The sequence below is a fragment of the Hyphomicrobiales bacterium genome, assembly GCA_017642935.1.
GTDB lineage: Bacteria > Pseudomonadota > Alphaproteobacteria > Rhizobiales > MH13 > MH13.
Map to the genome: position 1 here is coordinate 618,872 of JAEPOK010000002.1, position 17,167 is coordinate 636,038.

The 17,167-nt window shown below is 60.9% G+C and carries 15 protein-coding genes; 7 read left to right on the forward strand and 8 right to left on the reverse strand.

Annotation, left to right across the window (positions count from 1 at the left end):
• Positions 1-9 precede the first annotated feature (9 nt).
• Positions 10-903 carry an aldo/keto reductase gene (locus JJ917_12355; GenBank protein ID MBO6699616.1) on the reverse strand — a complete coding sequence of 298 codons (894 nt, stop codon included), beginning with the start codon at positions 901-903 and terminating at the stop codon, positions 10-12.
• A gap of 5 nt (positions 904-908) precedes the next feature.
• Positions 909-2,063, reverse strand: coding sequence for an LLM class flavin-dependent oxidoreductase (locus tag JJ917_12360; GenBank protein ID MBO6699617.1), 1,155 nt, complete (start codon positions 2,061-2,063; stop codon positions 909-911).
• 183 nt (positions 2,064-2,246) lie between these two features.
• Between JJ917_12360 and JJ917_12365 the strand changes: the two genes are divergently transcribed.
• Complete coding sequence (locus JJ917_12365) at positions 2,247-2,903, forward strand: GntR family transcriptional regulator (protein ID MBO6699618.1); 657 nt, start codon at positions 2,247-2,249, stop codon at positions 2,901-2,903.
• Positions 2,904-2,923: 20 nt separating this feature from the next.
• The gene (locus tag JJ917_12370; GenBank protein ID MBO6699619.1) at positions 2,924-4,093 is read left to right on the forward strand and encodes a Gfo/Idh/MocA family oxidoreductase; all 1,170 of its coding nucleotides are present in this window, start codon (positions 2,924-2,926) and stop codon (positions 4,091-4,093) included.
• On the opposite strand, the gene JJ917_12375 is transcribed toward JJ917_12370, so the two are convergent.
• Positions 4,090-6,486 carry a DUF2309 domain-containing protein gene (locus JJ917_12375; GenBank protein ID MBO6699620.1) on the reverse strand — a complete coding sequence of 799 codons (2,397 nt, stop codon included), beginning with the start codon at positions 6,484-6,486 and terminating at the stop codon, positions 4,090-4,092. The genes JJ917_12370 and JJ917_12375 overlap by 4 nt on opposite strands.
• An 18-nt stretch (positions 6,487-6,504) precedes the next feature.
• Entirely contained in the window at positions 6,505-8,088 is a 1,584-nt protein-coding gene (locus tag JJ917_12380; GenBank protein ID MBO6699621.1) for an oxidoreductase, read from the reverse strand.
• 107 nt (positions 8,089-8,195) lie between these two features.
• On the opposite strand from JJ917_12380, the gene JJ917_12385 reads away from it, so the two are divergent.
• The 4 genes from JJ917_12385 (at position 8,196) to JJ917_12400 (ending at position 11,817) form a co-directional block, all read left to right on the forward strand.
• The gene (locus JJ917_12385; GenBank protein ID MBO6699622.1) at positions 8,196-9,095 is read left to right on the forward strand and encodes a LysR family transcriptional regulator; all 900 of its coding nucleotides are present in this window, start codon (positions 8,196-8,198) and stop codon (positions 9,093-9,095) included.
• 581 nt (positions 9,096-9,676) lie between these two features.
• Positions 9,677-10,363 (forward strand): hypothetical protein, encoded by a 687-nt coding sequence (locus tag JJ917_12390; protein ID MBO6699623.1) that lies wholly within the window; start codon positions 9,677-9,679, stop codon positions 10,361-10,363.
• A 475-nt stretch (positions 10,364-10,838) separates the two neighbouring features.
• On the forward strand, positions 10,839-11,318 hold the full coding sequence (locus JJ917_12395; GenBank protein MBO6699624.1) for a cupin domain-containing protein: 480 nt from the start codon (positions 10,839-10,841) through the stop codon (positions 11,316-11,318).
• A complete protein-coding gene (locus JJ917_12400) occupies positions 11,311-11,817 on the forward strand; it encodes a pyridoxamine 5'-phosphate oxidase family protein (protein ID MBO6699625.1) in 507 nt (168 codons plus the stop codon). Before JJ917_12395 ends, JJ917_12400 begins: the two co-directional genes overlap by 8 nt.
• Before the next feature lie 12 nt (positions 11,818-11,829).
• On the opposite strand, the gene JJ917_12405 is transcribed toward JJ917_12400, so the two are convergent.
• Positions 11,830-12,558 (reverse strand): hypothetical protein, encoded by a 729-nt coding sequence (locus JJ917_12405; GenBank protein MBO6699626.1) that lies wholly within the window; start codon positions 12,556-12,558, stop codon positions 11,830-11,832.
• A gap of 227 nt (positions 12,559-12,785) precedes the next feature.
• Between JJ917_12405 and JJ917_12410 the strand changes: the two genes are divergently transcribed.
• Positions 12,786-13,430, forward strand: coding sequence for a hypothetical protein (locus JJ917_12410; GenBank protein ID MBO6699627.1), 645 nt, complete (start codon positions 12,786-12,788; stop codon positions 13,428-13,430).
• Here JJ917_12410 and JJ917_12415 read toward each other — a convergent pair.
• From JJ917_12415 to JJ917_12425, 3 genes are all read right to left on the reverse strand, one after another.
• The gene (locus JJ917_12415; protein MBO6699628.1) at positions 13,427-14,935 is read right to left on the reverse strand and encodes a glucan biosynthesis protein; all 1,509 of its coding nucleotides are present in this window, start codon (positions 14,933-14,935) and stop codon (positions 13,427-13,429) included. The genes JJ917_12410 and JJ917_12415 overlap by 4 nt on opposite strands.
• Before the next feature lie 13 nt (positions 14,936-14,948).
• Positions 14,949-16,526 (reverse strand): glucans biosynthesis glucosyltransferase MdoH, encoded by a 1,578-nt coding sequence (gene mdoH, locus JJ917_12420; protein MBO6699629.1) that lies wholly within the window; start codon positions 16,524-16,526, stop codon positions 14,949-14,951.
• Between the two features lie 75 nt (positions 16,527-16,601).
• Complete coding sequence (locus JJ917_12425; GenBank protein MBO6699630.1) at positions 16,602-17,165, reverse strand: cytochrome b; 564 nt, start codon at positions 17,163-17,165, stop codon at positions 16,602-16,604.
• Between the last annotated feature and the right edge of the window lie 2 nt (positions 17,166-17,167).

Below are 17,167 nucleotides of genomic sequence, written 5' to 3' on the forward strand. Positions count from 1 at the left end.
TAGTACCACTTAAGGTACTTCGTGGCCTTGGGCAGCGGTTAAAATTTCAAACCAGTCCTGGCGATCCATTTTCACGCCGGTTGCCTGGTCAAATGATTGTATGCGGTCGAGTGTGTTGGTGCCCATCACCGGCAAAATGCCAACGGGGTGCGCGAGAAGCCAAGCGACGGCGACAGCGGCCACATCGACGTTTTGTGCGCTCGCCATGCGTTGTAGAACGGCCCGTACGGCTTCGCCTTCAGCGCCAAACAGACCGCCGCCACCCAGTGGTGACCAGGCCATCGGGTTAATGCCGAACTCCTGCATCCATTGCACCTCGCCTTCGATAAAGGGGGCATGGTTGAGCACCGACAGCTCCACCTGATTGGTGCAGAGCTTGGTGGACATGGCCGACTGAAGCAGCGTCCAGTCGTTCAGCTTGAAATTGGAGACGCCAACCGCGCGCACTTTGCCAGAGGTCACCAGTTCATCCAGCGCCTTGCCGGTTTCATGATGGTCCATGAAGGGGTCGGGCCGGTGGATGAGCAGAAGATCGATCCTGTCGGTCTTCATGTCCAGAAGCGAGTGCTCGACCGATGCCAGAATGTGCGTGCGCGAGGTGTTGTAGTGCTTCACACGGGCCGATTGGTAGCGGCCCATCGGGGCGACGATGTCGCATTTGGTGACCAGCTCAACCTTGTCGCGTAGACCCGGCGAAGCCTGGAACGCCGCGCCAAGAATGGCTTCGGCTGTGTAACCGCCATAGATGTCGGCCTGATCCATGGTCGTGATGCCCTGCGCCAGGCAGGCGTCGATCTTTGCCTGCACGTGAGCGGGCGAGGTGTCACTTTCGTCGCCGATCCGCCACATACCGTAGACGATGCGGCTGAGTTCAAGCGTGTCATTCAGTTTGACGCGTTCCATGCCCATTAGGTGCGAACTCCAGCGGCCAGTGGCGTTGCGGGAAGCTCAGCCGGGACTCGGCCATACGCGTGGGGCAGGGATGCGGTTTTCATCTGCGGCAGAACGCGCTGACCAAAGCTCTTGCACTCATCAATGTGCGGATAGCCGGACAGGATGAAGGCGCGCATGCCCATCTTCTGGTAGCTCTCAAGCTCGGAGAGCACCTGATCGGTGGAGCCGACCAGCGCGGCGCCACAGCCGGAACGCGCGCGGCCCACGCCGGTCCAGAGATGCGGCTCAACATAGCCGAACTTGTCGGCGAGTTCCCGCGCTTTGGCCTGGTGGGCAACCCCCAGTGAAATAGAGTCGTGGGCGCGATCGCGGATCAACTTGCCGTACTCATCATCAAGCTTTGAGACCAGGTGGTCGGCATACTCGCGGGCTTCTTGTTCCGTGTCACGGACAATCACATGGACGCGCAGGCCATAATCCAGCGTACGATTGTGCTGCTCGGCCACGGCGTTCACCGCCTTCATGCGCTCCGCCAGTTGGTCCTTGGGCTCCGGCCACATGAGGTAGACGTCGCAGTGCTTGCCGCAGAGTTCCAGCGCCGGTGGGGAGTAGCCGCCGAAATAGAGCAGCGGTCCGCCGGTCTGATAGGGTTTGGCGGGGCCGGTGGGCACCTTGTCGAACTGGTAGATTTCGCCGTGATAGGTGATCTCATCCTGCGTCCAGGCTTGTTTGAGGATTTCCACCACCTCATGGCTGCGCTGGTAGCGATAAGCGCTATCCTCGCGTTGGCCGGGGAAATCGGAGGAAATGACGTTCAGCGTCAGGCGGCCGCGCAACATATGGTCGAGCGTTGCGACCGTGCGCGCCAACATGATCGGCTGCATCTCGCCGCAGCGGATGGCGGCCAGGAAGTTGATGTCTTTCGTGATCGGCGCGCCGCCTGCCACGAAGCTCAGCGTGTCTTGGCCGACCTGATAGGAGGAGGGGCAGAGGATGTTGCGAAAGCCCTGGGCTTCAGCCTCTTTCAAAATGTCCGAGCAGTGCTCCCAGCTGGACCGCAGCTTGCCGTCCGGCACGCCGAGAAACTCGTAATCATCGGAGCACAGAGCGGAGAACCACGAGACTTCGGCGGCATCGAGATCAGCGGAGGTTACAGGTACAATCGTCATTGAAGCGGCGTTTCCATTCTTTGCGATGCGCGGATTGAGCGCACCTCATTTTTCTCTTGCATAGCATTGCAGTTGATGTAGATCAATGCTGTATCAATTTTGATTTTGACCGCCGTTTTGGACTCCCTTTTGCCGCGTAACAACTCCTCTGGATCTCTGCCCGTCTATTTGCAGATCAGCGAAATGCTGATCCGCGATATCGGCTCGGGCCGTCTGCGCGACGGGGAGCGTCTTCCGCCGGAGCGCGAGATGGCCGCCTCCCTGTCGATTTCGGTGGGCACGCTACGCAAATCCCTCGGTGAGCTGGAAAAGCAGAGCCTTTTAGAGCGAGTGCACGGCTCGGGCAATTATGTGCGCGCCAGCGGCAATCCGAGCGGTGTCTACGCTTTCTTTCGCCTGGAGCTGATGGAAGGTGGGGGCCTTCCGACGGCCGAAGTGCTCGATATTGAGCGGCTGCCCAAGCCCGACGATCTGCCCGCCTTTGGTGTGTCACCGGAGGGTCACCGCATTCGTCGCCTGCGCTCTTTGGGCGGACAACCGGCGGCGGTGGAAGAAATCTGGCTGGACGGCAGCTACGTGGAGCGTCTCAACCGCGATGCGATCTCTGAATCGCTCTACCTCTATTACCGCCAAGCGCTGAATCTTTGGATCACCCGCGTCGAAGATCGCGTCGGCGTTGGCCGCGTGCCGGACTGGGCACCGGAGGCGTTCGGTCAGCCGGTGGGCGCACCCGCCGGATTGGTGGAGCGCCTCAGCTTCGCCAAGGACGGCAAGGTCGCCGAATACTCCCGCAACTGGTTCGACCCCGACAAGGCGCGCTACGTCACCCGCATGAAATGAGAACAAGACACATGGACAACATGAGCGATCCCACCAGCGAGGCGGCGGCCGAAGCGTTGACCGAGACCAAGCCGTTTCATCCCAATCCCAGCGATGAGCCGCCGACGCGCTACGGCATCGTCGGCACGGGCATGATGGGGCAGGAGCATATCCGCAACATTGCGTTTTTGGAAAACGCCGAGGTGGTTGCCATCGCCGAGCCGGACGAGGGGATGCGCAAAGAGGCGAGTTTTCTCGCGCCCGATGCCACCGCCGTCGATAGCCTGGATGCGCTTCTGCATCTGGATGGGATCGACGCGCTCGTGATCGCCTCGCCCAACCATCTGCATGTTGGTCAGATGCAGGAGATTGCCGGTCGCCGTGCGCTTCCCTTGCTGGTGGAAAAGCCGGTTTACACCGATCCGTCGCATACGGCCCAATTGGCCGAGTTCGCTGCGCGCTATCCGGCGCTGGTCTGGGTGGCGATGGAATATCGCTATATGCCGCCCATCGCCTCGTTCTTAAGCCGGGTGCATGAAGAGACCGGCGGCATCAAGATGCTGTCGATCAAAGAGCATCGCTTTCCGTTTCTGGAAAAAGTCGGCGATTGGAACCGTTTCTCGTGCAACACCGGCGGGACAATGGTCGAAAAATGCTGCCACTTCTTCGATCTGATGCGCCTTGCGGTGCAGAGCGAGCCGGTGCGCGTGATGGCGACTGCCGGTCAGGCCGTGAACCATCTCGACGAGACCTATGATGGGCAGGTACCCGACATTTGGGACCATGGCTATGTGATCGTGGATTTTGAGAACGGCGCGCGCGGCATGCTGGAGCTTTGCATGTTCGCCGATGGCAGCCGCTATCAGGAAGAGATTTGCGCTGTCGGGTCCAAGGGCAAGATCGAGGCCTTTGTGCCGGGTCCGACCCGGTTTTGGCCGGCGCAGCTTGGCGTGCCGCCGGTGGCCAAAGTGATCGTCTCACCGCGCGACCCGAAAGGGCCGATGGAACTGGACATTCCGGTGGACGAAGACCTGCTGGAAGCCGGCGACCACAATGGCGCGACCTTCTATCAGCATCAGCTATTCCTGGAGGCGATCCGCCAGGGCCGTCAGCCAGCGGTATCGCTGGCCGATGGCGCCATGGCGGTGCAGATGGGCATGGCCGCGCAGGAGTCCGCCCATACCGGCCAGGCCGTTCTTTTGTCGAGCTAGGCGGCCTGTTCCACGTCTGCTGGGGCGGACGCGGCCTCCCATTTCAGATCGCCGACATAGCGCATGGCCATCTTGCCTTCCGCGTCGAGGGCAAAGAGGTGCAACCATTTGTTGTCGAACAGATCGCGCACGCCTTCATGCCGTGAGAGAATGTCGCTCATCGCCTCGGTCGGCGCTTCGATGCAGACCGACAGCCGTAGCGGATCATGGGCGAATTTCTCGCCATCATGCACTGACTGCCAAGGCAGGCCGGGGCAAAGGCTGCCGCCATTGCCTTCGACCACGCCGATACCGCCGACCACATTGTGGATGAGCTTGTTGCCGCCGCCAAAAGCTTCTGGTGCCACGGATGAGCCGTAATATTGCAGCGAGATCCAGCTGGCGACGACCACTGGCGCGGTCATGATGAGCTCCAGGACGCCAAAGCCGTTCGGCTCGTCTTTCTTCCAGTCGTAGGTATGCAGGAACGCCCGACCTTCCAGCGATTTGCCGGCGGTGCGTGAGCGTGGTGCGGCAATGAAGGCCTTACAACCTGCCAGCGCCCATTCGGGCCGGGTTTCTGCCCAGTCCTGGCTTCTTGGCGCGATCTGGTTCTCGCCGTCCGCCCGTGGCAGGCGTAGCGCCCGCTCGGCGCGGGTCACTTTGCCAGCCGCCTCGAACCAGCTCTTGATGGTTTTCAGCTCGGCCGTGTGGCCTGTCACCGACTGATCGTCTTCATAGAGCGTGATCGCATCGGTGGTGGTGTCGTGCAGGCCCGCAAGGAACAGTGTGTCCTCTGGGATCGTGATACCTTTTTCCACCAAGCCGTTGCGAACGTCTGCGTTGTTGAGCACAGCTGCCAGCAGCCGTGCATTCACTTCACCGGAGTACCCGCCGCAGGCACCGCAATGCAGCGCGCTTTTGTGCGGGTTGTTGGTGACGTTCGCGCCATGACCGGCGAGGACCACGATCTTGGCGAAGTCGCCTGTCAGCGACATGGCGCGCAGCACCGTGTTGGCTGCCTCGATCTGATCTTCTAGCGACAGTGATGGGTCGAGCCTTGGTGCTGGTTCATTTGGTGCATCGTTCTTGGTCATGCCCAGCGCATCGCGGACAAGCTTGCCGACATAGACCGGCCCGGTGGCTTCCACGAACGCGAAGGACGACACAGCGGCCAGTTTGAACCGGCCCCAGGCGCGGCTTGCCCGCTTGGAAAAGCGTGTTGCCTGATCCTTTTTCTCATCGTCCGCATCACCCGACACCGAGTGGAGGCCGGCGTTCAGAAGCACCGGCAGCCGATGCTCGGGAACATCGGAGGCAAAGCCCTTATGCGAGGTGATAATGCCGAAGAATCCGGCAAAACCAAGCGTCTCGATGGCCGGGTCAACTGCTTCCAGCGCCCGCCGGAAAACTTCTGAGCGCACATCAATGCAGAAGGCGGCTTGTAGCGTTTTGCGCTTGTCGGATGCCTGCGGGGCAGGTGCGGCGAACATGTCGGCCAAACCACGCTGGGCGGCCCGTTCGGCGGCTTCCTGCAACACCTGATCTAGGACCAAATCGGCGGTCGGCTCGACGGGTTCGGCATACTTGGCGGCCGCTTCGCGCCAGCTTTTTTCAATCGTGCCCTTGGCGTGCAGATAAAGGGCTTCGGCCCATACCAGGCGGATGGCAAGGAACTCGATGCCGGTTGTATCGGTTTCGCCGGCAAGTTCGGCCTGCCACAGCTTGTAGCGGGCGACCTGGCTCCACCCGCCCAAGGAGGTCAGCTGGCCATGGAAGAAGGTCGGCCAGGCCGCCTCTGGCAGATCAAGGGTTTTGACGGCCCGCAGAATGGCGTCCGGCGCGTTGTCAGGTGCGTCCACGACATGCTGCGCAAAGCCTTTCAGCCCCGCAATCTCAGGCGTCAAATCGTGGGTGGCGGTTTCGCGCCAAGCGGCATAGGCGTTGCGGCCCTTTGGTGCGGCCCAAAGCGCTTGACCTTGGTCGAAATAGCCAGCAGCCCAGACCCCAATCCGATAGGAAATAATGCTTGGCCAGTCGATGCCGGTGACGTTGGCGGCAAGGCTTGCCACGGTCGGCAGGCGCTGGGCCTCGGCTTCGGTGATCGTTTGCGGCTTGGCGACAGCGGCGCGCACTGCTTCTGCATTGGCAGGCCGCAGCGCTTGCGGCGCGCTGGCGATGGCGGCGGTGATGTCGGCGTCGGTGATTTCGCCCTTGGCGATTTTCTCGCCGTACCATTCGCGCGGCATGGTCATGACGACCCCGGACACGCGGGCCAGCAACGCGCCGGTTTCAGCGAGCGACATGTGAGACTGGCCGAGATAGGGGTTGACGGCAACCGAAGAGGCCAGCGGCCAGACCGGCGGAACGGCCCGAACGGCTTGGTCGGCAGCTTGGAGGTGAGACTGGGTCATTGGATGCGCTCCCGAACCTTAGGATGAAGATTTGATGGCAGTGTTTTTGATCGAATGGCCTTTGATCAGACGATCAAAGACGGCGTTGGCGTAAAGCCCGTTGGCGAGGTGAACCCGCAGGCCCGCCGCGGCCGGGTGGTAGGCCCAGAGCGGGAAGAGTGCCTGCGCGACCGCGACTAGGCCGAAGCTGACGATGGAGAGCACGATGAGCGCCCATTCCAGCGGTCCAGGCGCCAGGGTGGCGGGTAGAGTGCCAACCATGATCCAGTCCGCGCCGGTCTGCAGGGCGAAATAGGCAAGCGCGGTGGCAAGCGCATATTGTGAGGTGCGCAAGGTGAGCACCCAAGGCGCTTTATCGGCAAGACCTTGAGCCAGCAAATACGCCACACCGAAGATCAGGATCGCGCCAAGCGCGAGGGCCTGCGGCGACTTGCTGTCGAAGCCGAAGGAGAACGCAAAGAGCGTTGCGACCACGGCGTAGATAGCGATGGCGATCAAAAACGCTTTGCCGACGGCGCCGGGGCTTGGCACGGCAACAGGGCCAGGGCGGCGGATGGACGCCACCAGATCAACAGTGCCGCCGGAGGCGAGAAACGCGTGTGCCTTGTAAAGCGAGTGGGCGACGATGTGGAGCAGGGCCAGCGGGAAGAGCGCAAGGCCGCATTGCAGGATCATGAAGCCCATCTGCGCCACGGTGGACCAGGCGAGCGAGGTTTTCACTGCGGATTGGGTGAGCATGACCAGGCCGCCGAACAGGGCTGTGAAGCCGCCGATCATCACCAGCACGGCGAGAACGCCAGGGGCAAGCAGCATAACGTCTGCAAAGCGGATAAGGAGGAAACCGCCGGCATTGATGACACCAGCATGCAGCAGGGCGGAGACCGGCGTTGGGGTTTCCATCACCTCGGTCAGCCAGCCATGGGTGGGGAACTGGGCTGATTTCAAGAGCGCGGCGAGCGCGAGAAGGCCTGCAACCCAGAGGGTGCTGGCCGTCGCTTGGCCATCGGATGCTTGCGCGAGAATGGCGGCGATGTCGCCCGTGCCGTAGTTCACCATGAGGATGAGCGCGGCGGCGAGCAGTGCGACATCACCGGCGCGCGAGACGATCCATTTTTTCTTGGCGGCGCGCTGGGCTTCCACACGCTCTGGATAGAAGAGAAGAAGCTGATGCAGGAAGAGGCTGGTGCCGATCCAGGCGAGCACAAGCTGCACCAGCGTGCCGGATTGGACGAGCAGCAGCACCGAGGCGAGGGTGAGCAGCATCCAGCCGGTGAACGGGCCTTGCTTGGCTTCACCGTCGAGATAGGTGCCGGAGAACCGCAGCACCACCCAGCCGACGAATGACACGAGCATCATCATGATGACCGACAGCGCATCGACGCGCGTGCTCAAACCAAAGCTGGAAATGCCCAGCGTTGGCGACGTCGCCGCGCCATTCACCAGCAACAGCGCGCCCACCAAAGCAGAGACGGCAAAGGCGGCAAGCGCTGCAATCTCAGCCAGTTTCACCGTTGCGGTGGGGCGAAACGACGGCCCGCGAAAAGCAAAGATGGCAGCGGCGATCAGCGCCAAAGGCGCGAGGAAGGCAAGAAGTGCGTACACGGAGAGTCTCCAGCCGGTGTTCGATGCGTAGTCGGTGGGGATTAACGCGTAGGATTCTCCAATAAAAATACATTGTTTAGCGAAAAACGTTCACTTAAAACGAACGAATGGCTCCACTCAATTACAATCATCTGCGCTATTTTCGTGCCGTTGCCCACACCGGTAACCTCACACGCACCGCCGAACAGCTGAATATCTCGCAGTCGGCGCTGTCGGTTCAGATCAAACGGCTGGAAGAACAGCTCGGGCATCAGCTGTTCGAGCGGAGGGGTCGTGCGTTGCATCTGACTGAGGCTGGGCGCCTCACGCTGGACCATGCCGATACGATTTTTGCGACTGGCGATGAGCTGCTTTCGACCTTGCGTCAGGAGGGCCAGACCCGGCGTGCGGTGCGCGTTGGATCGCTGGCGACGCTGTCGCGCAACTTTCAGCTTAGTTTTTTGAAACCGTTGCTTGGACGCGCTGACGTCGATCTCATTCTGCGCTCCGGTGGGGCGGAAGACCTTTTACGGGGTCTTGAGACGTTGAACCTTGACGTGGTGTTGATGAATCAACCACCGCCACGCGATGCGCTCTCCAGTTTCGTGGCGCACCGGCTGGACGAACAGATTGTCAGTCTGGTCGGCACTCGTGAGCGGATTTCAGGTGAGACGATCGAAGCGCTGCTTGCGGCCCATCCGGTTGTTCTGCCAACGCCGGAAAGCAGCGTGCGCCTGGGATTTGACGCTTGGATGGAGCGGCTTGATCTGCGCCCGCAAATCGCGGCCGAGGTCGATGATATGGCGATGATGCGTCTGCTCGCCCGCGAGGGCGTCGGACTGGCCGTGCTGCCGCCCATCGTGGTGCAGGATGAGCTGGCTTCAGGCCTGCTCGTCGAAGCCGCGCCTTTGCCGGATTTGGCCGAAACCTTCTACGCCGTCACCATGGAGCGCACTTTCCCCAATCCGCTGGTGCGCGAGCTGTTGACGACCAAGGAGAATGATCCGCCCGTTGACCAAAAATCTTGATGGTCGACTTCGATCATCACGTCGGGATGCCGACGAAATTCCGGCATCGCTATCAACCGTACAATTTCACTTGCAGTTGTCTCAGAGGTGGTGCCACGGCGCATGGAATAATGGCGTGCAATTGCTGAAACCGGGGCTTTTGCGTTGGATACGAAGCCAGAGACCGGTGCACATTAGCTGGCAATCCGCTGGGATTCATCGGCAGCTTACTTGGAAAGCGGCGATCGCATACCCGGCGATCTGGGGTCGTATCCGGATGAAGAACTGCAGGATGTGGCTTGGGCGTTCACTGGCCAGGACTGAGCGTTTTGATCGTTCCCAACTGTGCTGTCAGGTGTGGCGATTCGGTCGCACAATCTCAAAATTCGTAAACAAACCGTAAAGGAAGTTCGCTTTTTTCCCGTCTGGAATGAAGCACTATGTTGACTCGGTAATTGGAGAAACGCTTCCTTTCCATCGAAATTGCCAATTGCTGTTTGGGGGAAAGCTTCATGGATAGGATAGCAACTCTTAGATTGGTCGCTGGGCTCGGTCTAGCTGTAGGAATCGCCTTTTATGCTGCCGGGCCGGCCAATGCGCAAATGTCGGCCAATGATCCAACCATTCCGTCCGGTTACAATTATGGTAGCGCGGCGATCGGTGCCGAGATCCGCTTCTTCAGCTCTCAAGTAAACGTGACGTCTGACTTCAACGGCAACGTTTACAGTTCGCAGGTTGACGTTGACAGCATTGATCCAGGCGTCGACGCCTACATCACTATCCTCGCTTCACCGGAAACTGGAACCTCTGTCTTTGCCGGCGCTTGGGCAGCGCCTACAGCGTCTATTGACGTTGATACGCAGAATTTTCGAAGCGCTGCTGATTTCATTCGGACGCAGTTTCAGTTCAATCCCAACATTGTGTCGGGCTTTCTTGGACTTGAACAGGTGCTGTGGGCGCTGGACTCAACCCGTGTAGCTGGACGCGCCTACGCTGGTGGTCGTTTGTCGACCTGGGACTTTACTGCGACTGGCGCCGGCGCCGGCGCTATCAATTTCTCCGACTCGGGAACGGCCGTCGTCCCCGCCGGTGGTTTTGATCTCAGCATCGAGTATGACAAGCCCCACGACAGTCCTTTGTATGGATTCACTGTTGGCGCCTATGCCGGCCTGCAAGTGCAGGGTGGGTATGACATCAACAACACCTACAACACCATTGTTGATCACAGGATTGATGTTGAAACAGGAGTTACCGCGTATGGCGGTCTCCGCATTCGACGGACGTTCTAGGGATCAGCAATTCCGCGGCGTCGACCAAACTGGTCGGCGCGGCCTTGATCAGTTTTTCATCGACCGTGGCTCCAATTCGGAGAAACGCGGATTCGAACCCTAGTTTCGCAAAGCGCACATTGGTTTCCCAATAGTTCCGTTTTGTTGCTCCAGTATCTGACCCTAGGCCGCCCCGGAGGCTGGTGGCTGGTGGGTGCTGGTCAGTCAAGCCGCGGTCGCGCCTGTTCGGGTGGTTGATGCTGGCGTTGATGGCGGTGATCTTGGACCGAGACGTGCCGAAGATCGTTGGGCGCATGGAATCCCAAGCGCTGAATCGACCGCTCGACATGCTCCGGTCAGACCTCCGCCTGGCCTATTGCTGAGCCGTCGGCAGCCGCTGTGTTGACCTCTCAGACCTATGGGTAAGGGTCTTTTCCGCTCAGTTCTTCTATTATGTCAGTAATACTGACCTATTTAAGGAAGCCGGAGGAAGCCCATGACACGCTCACCATCTGCCTTTGCGGTGATGGCCAACGAGGTCGCGCCACGCAGCAAGCCGTCCAACTATCCAGAGCCCTTTGCGGCGCGCGTTGCTGGGCGCGTCAAACGGCAGCTGGGTGACGTGTTCGGGCTGTCGAACTTTGGTGTGAACTTGACCGAACTTGCGCCTGGGGCCGAGTCCGCGTTGTTGCACCGGCACAGTAAGCAGGATGAGATGATCTACATTCTGCAAGGCTATCCAACACTGCGCACAGAGACGGGCGAACAGGTTCTGACACCGGGGATGTGCGCCGGGTTTCGCGCAGGCGGCGCGGCGCACCAGTTGATCAATCGCACCGGTGCGCCGGTGATCTATCTGGAGATTGGCGATCGCACACCGGGCGATGAAGGCTCCTATCCGGAGGACGATCTGAAAGCGGTAATGATCGATGGCGCTTGGGTGTTCACCCGCAAGGACGGCACGCGCTATGACTGATCCTAAGCGCCGCAGCGCAATGACTTTAAGCTCCACCGTGATCGCCGAAGCCGAGGCGGCGGTGCTCTGCTGGCTAGCAACAGTCGGTCCAGATGGCGCCCCGTCGGTGAGCCCCAAGGAGATTTTTGCGCCGCTTGGCAACAGCCGCCTGGTGATCGCCGACGTCGCCTCCACGGGCAGCGTTGCCAATGTTCGTGCGCACCCATCCGTCTGCGTGAGCTTCATCGATATTTTTCGGCAGAAAGGCTTCAAACTGCGCGGGCGCGCCGACATCGTGTCGCCGGATGATGCGCGGTTTGCTGGTGAGAGTGCGCCCTTGCGCCCAATAGCCGGAGAGGCCTTTCCTATCCGGAACATCATCTCGGTCGCGGTAGAGCGTATTGAGCGCATCTGGGCGCCCAGCTATGCGGTTTTTCCAGAGCGCACCGACCAGGAACGAATGGCGCCGATCTATGCGCGCTATGGTGTGACGCCGGTCGGTAAGGACCACCCGGTTTAACGCACTTGAGCTTTAGCTGGCGACGGGTTTGGCGTCCGCTGTCACTTTCTCACGTCGTGATGCCGAGTGAGGTACTTGGCCGTTGATGCGCAAGGTGACGTGTTGCTCAGCAAGCCGGATAAGCGCCAGCAAAAAGAGCGTCAAACCGGTAATCTCAAGCGTTTCTTCCACGATGATCGAAAGGCTGTAGATCGTCTCCATGCGAAGGCCGGAATAGTCGAGCCACCCGCCGAAAAGTTCCATGCCCAGAGCGCCCGACACATAGATCAAACCAGCCAGGGCGAAGGCGAACTGAATGTTGCCTGGCAAGCGCAAGAAGGAGCGCAGGATCAACAAGCCAAAGACCGCAAGGCACAGAAACGCGGGAACGACCCAAGCATAATAAAAGATGCCGCCGGCGTCGAGCACCGTGCGCAGCGGGTTCATCAGGGCCTCGTGGAAGCTTGCTGACTCATCGATCGAGAGCAGCAGAAAAACCGTGGCCAAAGGCAGCCAGACCTTGGAATGGAACAACCCGCGATTGTCATCGGCCTTGGCAAACAGAAACATGACCATTGCCGAGGCCAGCATCAGCGAGGATGACCACCAGCTTGGCACATTGTTTTCGGCGTCGAGATCGAACTGGCGCAGTTCTTGGAGCGGGGTTTCCAGCCCATTGGACAGCACGAACACCTCGCGAAAGATGCCCAGCGCAACGACAGTTATCGACCCAAGGAGGATGAACCGCTTCAAGTTTTCCATTCTTAAAGCATACAGGAATCCGGGCGATTTTCGAGACAAATCAAGGCGGTTGGTTAAGCGTTTGATCCACCCCAGCAGTCGGCGTCGGCCGCCCTGGATGTTAGGCTGCTTACCGAATCGTGCCCCTCACCCACCGAGTTGAGCCTTTGTTGCAGTGCATCAGTTGGAACATTCACCGTTGCCGCGGCAATGACGGCGTCGTTGACCCGGCGCGGACGGTGTCAGTCTTGCGTGACGAGGTCTGGCGTCCCGATTGCGACACTTTGATCTTCCAGGAAGCGGACGAAGAAGTGCCGCCCCATCATGGGCTTCTCGACCTGCAGCAGATCGAACACGTGACGGGACTTCGCCACGTCCATGGTGCACCCGATTACCGATGGGGCGAGGGCAGCCATGGGTTTCTTGGCGTCATCGTGTTTCTCCACCCGTCCTTTCAAGTTGACGATATCGCGCTACTTGATCTGCCGGGGCATTGTCATCGCGGCGCGGTAATCGTTGATGCGCAGCGCGATGGGCAGGCTTTCCGGCTCATCGGGACGCATCTCTCGCTCTGGCAAGGTCTGCGGATCGCGCAGATGCGCACCATCGGGCAGCATCTCTTCCGGCGACAACAGCGTCCGACGGCGCTGATCGGCGACCTCAATGAGTGGCGGCCCTGGGGCGGGCTCGCTCTGTCGCCAAAGGTGCTTGGCGCCAATTTCGGTGGGCCGGTGCCTGCGACGTTTCCCATCCGCCGACCCCTGTTGCCGCTGGACAGGGTACTTGTGAGTGAGCCTGGAAAGGTGGTGTCGACTGAGGTGTTGGACGGGCCGGGCATCCGCATGGCCTCCGACCATCGGCCTCTGGCCGCGCGGATCACATGGGGTGGTTAGACGCCGCCGTCGCGCGCGCGGGTCCACCGATGGAGCCAGGTCGGACTGAGGGGTGTGCCGTCCGGCGCGCGCAGGCTGAGGCGGACCTCTGTGGCGTCCAACGCGCCGGGATCCAGCAAAAAGGTCACGCGTGTTCCCAGATCGTCGGATAGGGGGAACGCACTCGCGCCCGACAGTGTCGCGCCAGCGCTTGCCGACAAGACCGGCGCGGCGCCTGGAACATGGGTGCCAACATCAACGACAAAGCGCCGAACGCCCGGCTGGTCGTGCTCGCGGCCGCTGCGGCTTTGCAGGATCGGCGCGAGGTTCCCGGTCACAGGCGGTGTGCGTGTCCAGGTCAGGCTGTAGGCGAAGCGGTGTTCCTCGCCCGGAGACAGCGTTTCTTCCGGACGCCAAAAGGCGACGATGTTGTCCATAAACTCATCGCCGGTTGGAATCTCCACCAGCATAACCGCGCCGCGTCCCCAATGACCGGTGGGTCGCACGATGGCCGAGGGCCGGTCGTGGTATCGCGCTTCGGTGTCTTCAAAATCTTCAAACTCGCGCCTGGTCTGGAACAGGCCGAAGCTCGCAGGCGCTTCATCGACGAAGGCCGAGGTTTCCAGGCGCGTGGGGTTGGCGATGGGCCGCCAGAGCTTTTCGCCAGCGCCATTCTCGATGAACAGAACATCGCTGTCATGGACGCGCGGGCGGAAATCATCGGACACCGACGCGCGCATCGGACCTTTCAGATACATCGAGGTCAGCGGTGCCACGCCAATGTCGGGGATCGGCACGCGCGGCAGCAGTGTCGTGATGACGTCCATCTGCGTGTCGTCGCCGGGCCGTACGGTCATGTCGATATGAGCGGCCAGCGAGGGGCTGTCGATGAGACCCTCGATCCGCACCGATCCATCGTCGGCTGGGTGTAGGCGCAAATGGGTGAAGCGTGGAAACTCTTCCGGACCTGCACCGCCTGTGCCGATGGCAACGGCGCGGGCGGACAGCCCATAGACCATCGCTTGGCCGATGGCGCGAAAATAGCTCGCGCCTTGGATTACCAGGACCTCGTCCATCCGCTCAGAATCGTTCAGCGGGTAGCGCAGGCGCATGCCGGAGAACCCGGCGCCGGGGCTGTTTTCAGGAATAGAATCGAAGTAGCGCGGCTCGAAGCTGAACAGGCTGGGGCGAAAATCGATCTCGCTGAGACCATCGGCCGTCACGCGATCGATCTTGACCGGATCGGGAAAGTAGAGCCCCGGAGGCAGCAGATCGACAGCAAAATCGGACCCGTGTGGCAGCATGCCGGCAAGACCGGGAAGCGGCCGGATGCCGCGATAGGCGTTGTAATCAAGATCAGCAAAGGGTGGCGAGAGTTGCAATGTGCTCGGCGCGTAAGGTCGCCGGCTCATCGCCCTGGCGTCATCCAAAAGCGAGGTGGATGCCAGCGGATTGGCCGAGACGCGCACGGCGGGACTTGCCAACAGGGCCGCACCGGCCGCCAAGACATCGCGCCGTCGCATCATGGAAGCGGTCTCCTCACGCTCCGGCGTCGATGGCGCGCACGATGAGCGGCGCTCCAATGAGCGGCAGGATCATGGGCGCGAGCCACAAGGTTGCGCCGAGGCCTGATGTCGCCGCCAGGGCGAGCAGAGCGACGCCAACGGCCATCTCGCCTGCTCCTGTCGGCAAGGATAAGCGGTGGTTGCGACCAGACTTCCAGCCGCAATCAATGCCGATGAGAACCGAGGCAACCGAAGCTGATTGACGCACCATGACCAGCGGCGCCAGGATCGTGGAGAGCCCCAATTCGGCCGCCGATGCTCGCAAAATGATGCGCTTGCGCCAGCGGGTTTGCGCCCGCGACAGCGCTTCGGCCATGGCACAGAATTTGGGTAGCAGGAGCGTCGCGGCCACCAATCCCAGCGGAATCGCATGGGTGACGGAGACGGCACCGAGGCCAATCAGAACGACCAGGATCAGCCAAATGGGCGCAGCGATGTAGCTGAAGATGCCTGAGAGCAGGTTGAAGCGGCTCACGGGGTGCAGGCCAGGTTCGGCCAGCAGGCGCAAATGCTGCAGATTGCCCTGGCACCAACGCCGGTCGCGGCGGTGAAACGCCTCCAATGTCTGCGGCGCATCTTCCGCGCTGCCGGCAAGATCAGGGTCGAGCACCACGTCCCAACCGGCGCGCCGTATCCAGGCCGCTTCAACGAAATCATGGCTGAGCAGGGCACCACCCAAGGGCGCTGATCCGGACAGCTCGGGAAGCTTGGCTGCGGCTCGGAATGCGGCGATCCGCATGATTGCGTTGTGACCCCAATAATTGCCCGTGGTGCCAGACCAGGCGGCCAGCCCTTTGCCGAAATTGCGCGACAAGAGGCGCGAGGTGTTGCGTTGATGGCGGCCAAAGAGGCTGCGCCCAGGTACCAGCGCGATGCCTGCTTGAAGGAGGCCAATTTTCGGCCGGCTTTCCAGCTGCCAGATCATGTGGCGCATGCGTGCTGCGGTCATGCGGCTGTCAGCATCAAGCACCATCATGGCGTCAAAGGCATTGCCGTGCCCGGCAAGCCAATCGGCGATGTTCCCAGGCTTGCGGCCTGTGTTTTCGGCCCGTCGACGGTAGGTGATGCGCCCGCTGTCGATGAGCGGGCGTAGCGCTCCTTCTTCGGCACTGATCTTGGCGGTGCCCGATGTGTCGGACAGCACGGTGATGCGCGTTGAGGCTTTAGGGCCGCGTCTTTCCAGATCGGAGGCGAGCTGCGTCAGGTATTCGGCCAAGGGGCGGGGATCTTCACCGCAAAGCGTGACCAAAATCGCGGTCCGGCCGCTGGGCAGCCAGGTCGTTGGCGGGACTTGAGGTTTTCTATCCGGCTGCGCCAGGCCGACCAGGGCCGTTGCTGCGCCGCCTGCGATCCACAACGCGTTGATGAACACCAGGGGCAAGGCCGCCCACGCAAACGGCGTCCAGCTTTCAACCGCATGGGCAAACGCGACCACAATCGCCAGCGAGAGCAGCGTGGTCACCCCAAAAAAAGCCGAGCGCGGGCCCAGATGGGCGAGCCTATCGCCCGAGGCGGCGTCGGCTAAAGGACGGGCGCTTTCAACAACGGACAAGGACGGGGGGACTCCAAGATGCAGCGGTTGAATTGACTACTTGGGCAAGTATCGCCGATCGGGCAATCGGCAAGGTTAGGTTTGGTCGGCGCGTCCGGCGACGGGCGGCCACATGCGCGAGAAGATGCCGTCTCGGCGCACCAGCCCGTGAAAGGCCGCTGCTCCGATATGCATCGCTACCAGACCTGCAATGGCAAAAGCGCCAAAATAATGGACGCTTTTGGCGAATGCGGCCAATTCGTCCGAACGCGGCACAAAAGCTGGGACACCGGCAGCGTCGAGCGCCTCGATCGGAAATCCCCCGGCGCGGACCCGCACGTAACCGGCGATGGGCATAATGATCAAAAGCGCGTAGAGCGCGACATGGGTGAGTTTGGCGATGGACTCCTGCCAGGCCGGCATTGGCGCAGGCTCTAGAACCGGTGGATTGCGCCAGCGATAGAAAAGCCGAGCAATTACCAGAAGCATCACCAAAACGCCGATATTCTTGTGAAAGATGAAAAGCGTGTTCTGCGTCGAGCGAGCCAAACCCTCCTGAATCATCAGGAATCCGGCAGCGATCATCAGGAGAATGAGAATGGCCATCACCCAATGCAACAGGCGCGCTGGCGTTCGGTATCCAAAGGACGGCGTGGTCATGC